The 2,487-nt window shown below is 73.2% G+C and carries 2 protein-coding genes; both read right to left on the bottom strand.

The features are described 5' to 3' along the window. Nucleotides 1-144: 144 nt before the first annotated feature. Complete coding sequence (locus ADK57_RS11220; protein ID WP_053749254.1) at nucleotides 145-1,452, bottom strand: DUF692 domain-containing protein; 1,308 nt, start codon at nucleotides 1,450-1,452, stop codon at nucleotides 145-147. Between the two features lie 191 nt (nucleotides 1,453-1,643). After that, on the bottom strand, nucleotides 1,644-2,487 hold an 844-nt coding region (locus tag ADK57_RS11215; protein WP_053749253.1), incomplete at its 5' end, for a hypothetical protein.

Here is a 2,487-nt window from a genome sequence, read left to right as displayed (position 1 = left end):
GCAGTCCGGCGTGGCGGGGTGCCGCCCTTGTGTGGGGCGGGAGCCATCCCCGGGCGGCACGATTACCCGCGGATTGACGGGCTGGGCCCGCGGTTGACGGCCTGGGCTGCCCTCTGCCTCCTGGCCGCGGGTGAGGCCTTGCGCTCAGCGTCGCAGGAGTACCCGGCGCGTGGCTCGGGCCAGCCTCACCGTCGGACGTTGCGAGCGCGGTACCGGCCCCGACCGCTCCAGCCACCACTCCCGCAGCGCCCGCCGCGCCGCCGCGTCCTCCAGGCGCCCCGCGAGCAGCACGTGCTCGGCGAAGTCCAGGGCGTCGCGGCGGTAGCCGGAGGTCATCGGGTGGCCGGGGGCGTAGGCGAGAAAGGCGGGGCGGTAGGCCGTGCCGAGGATCTCCGGGAGCTCGGGGGCGACCTTGGCCACGACGTCCGCCCGCTTTCCGGCGAGGGCCCGTGCCTGCACCCCCAGCCGTACCCGGTCGAAGCCTTCCGGTACGGGCGTCCCCGCGACCAGCGCGGACAGCAGCGCCGTCTGCGCGAGGGCGAGGCGCTGGCGGGTGGGCTCGTCGGCGGACGGAGCGGGCGCCGGCGAGGTCTGGGCGGTCGGCGTCCCGGCGGGTGCGGCCTTCGCGCCGCCCTTCTCCAGCGCCTCCCGTATCGCCCCCAACTCCCCTTCCAGCTCGGCCGGTTCGGGGAAGTTCTCGTCCCGTTCCAGCAGGACGCCCGGCGGGGACACCCGGGACGCGAGGTCGGTCAGGATGTCGAGGACCGGGCGGGGGACCGGGTGGGCGTGGCTGTCGTGCCAGACGCCGTCGCGTTCGAAGCCGCCCGCGACATGGACGTACGCGATGGCCTCCAGGGGCAGTTCGGCGAGCGCCTCGGCCGGGTCCTCGCCGCGGTTGACATGGTTGGTGTGCAGGTTCGCCACGTCGATCAGCAGGCGTACGCCGGTGCGGTCCGCCAGTTCGTACAGGAACTGTCCCTCGGTCATCTCCTCGCCGGGCCACGAGATGAGCGCGGCGATGTTCTCGACGGCGAGCGGCACCGGCAACGCGTCCTGTGCGACACGGACGTTCTCGCACAGGACGTCGAGGGCGTCCCGGGTGCGCGGCACGGGCAGCAGATGGCCCGCCTCCAGGCGCGGGGACGCCGTCAGCGGCCCGCCCGCCCGGACGAACGCGATGTGCTCGGTGACCAGCGGCGAGCCCAGCGCCTGGGCGCGCTCGGCGAGGTCCGCGAGCCGCGTCTCGTCGGGGCGGTCCGCGCCGCCGAGGCCCAGCGAGACGCCGTGCGGGACGACCGTGACCCCGCGCTCGCGCAGCCGCAGCAGCGAGTCGGGGAGGTGCCCCGGGCACACGTTCTCGGCCACGACCTCGACCCAGTCGATGCCGGGCATGCGCTCCACGGCGTCCGCGATCTCGGGCCGCCAACCGATGCCCGTTCCCAGTCGCTTCATGGTCCCCTCCTCGGCTTCCTCCGGATCCGCGGTGCCGCCTCCTCGGCGTGACGGGGGTATGGCCCCGCCGCGCGGGGCCGAACCCCTCCGCCCGCTCCTTCAGAGCAACATTTGAGGTTCGGGCCCGGCCTCGGCCAGTGTTCGGAGGTACGCAGGAGGCGGCCGGGATGTTCAAGAAGCGGGCGCGCTCGCTAGGAGAATGCGAAGAACAACAGGATGACCAGGCTGCAGAACAGCATGGCGACGGCGACGAAGACCCGGCTTTCCACCGACCATCCCGGCCGGCCCCCGGTGCCGGCCGGGTCGCCCTGCGGCTGGGCCGGTGACCCGGAGCGGAACAGGCGGTGGCCATGTCGCCGCGCACGGTGATCCTGTGCCCGGGACACCTCGCCCGCGCTCCGGGCATCGGGGACCAGCGTCTCCAGCAGCTTCTGCCAGATCCGTGGTGGGAATTCCGCCGGTACGCCGTCGTAAGGGGCGACCGAGATGCGCAGCAGGAGCGCCCGGTCGGCACCGGTCGGCAGCGCTGCGACCGTCCGCAGCAGGTCGCTCAGGCCGGTCTGTTGCTCCGCGTCTCTGACGTGGGGCCGAACCGCCCAGGCGAAGAGCCACGCGGCGGTGTGGACCGCGGACTCGTCCATATGCTGCTCCTTCCGGTCGTCTCCGTACCGGTCGAAGGGCTCCGCCTCCGGGTAGAGGTACAGACGCTCGTTCAGCAGCGCCGTGCACAGGCGCCGGGCGTCGCGCGGCCTGCGGTGGCGCGTGCGATCGGCCAGTGCCTGGAGCAGCAGGTTCCGCGCGGCCTGATGCAGTTCCCTGTGTCCCAGCAACTCCAGCAGGTGTGTGTCAGGCAGGCAGCGGAGTTCCTTCAGGAGCGTCAGCCAGGTCGGATCCTCCTTAGTGGCGGTCGGGGACAGCCCGAGGAGGTCGTTCCCGTAGAGAGCGAAAAGTGGCTGGCCCCAGTCGCGGCGGGCGGTGCGGCGGTGCCGCCACCACTCGCGCAGGAAGGTCCATACGCTGAACCGGTCCGGCATG

It is taken from the genome of Streptomyces sp. MMG1533 (assembly GCF_001279775.1).
In the GTDB taxonomy this organism is placed as follows: Bacteria; Actinomycetota; Actinomycetes; order Streptomycetales; family Streptomycetaceae; genus Streptomyces.
The sequence above is the reverse complement of the archived record's forward strand: the minus strand, read 5'-3'. Positions and strand labels throughout refer to the sequence as shown.

Coding starts and splice junctions, on each gene's coding strand:
- ADK57_RS11220 (WP_053749254.1), bottom strand. CDS start 1,452: ATGAAGCGACTGGGAACGGGCATCGGTTGGCGGCCCGAGATCGCGGAC.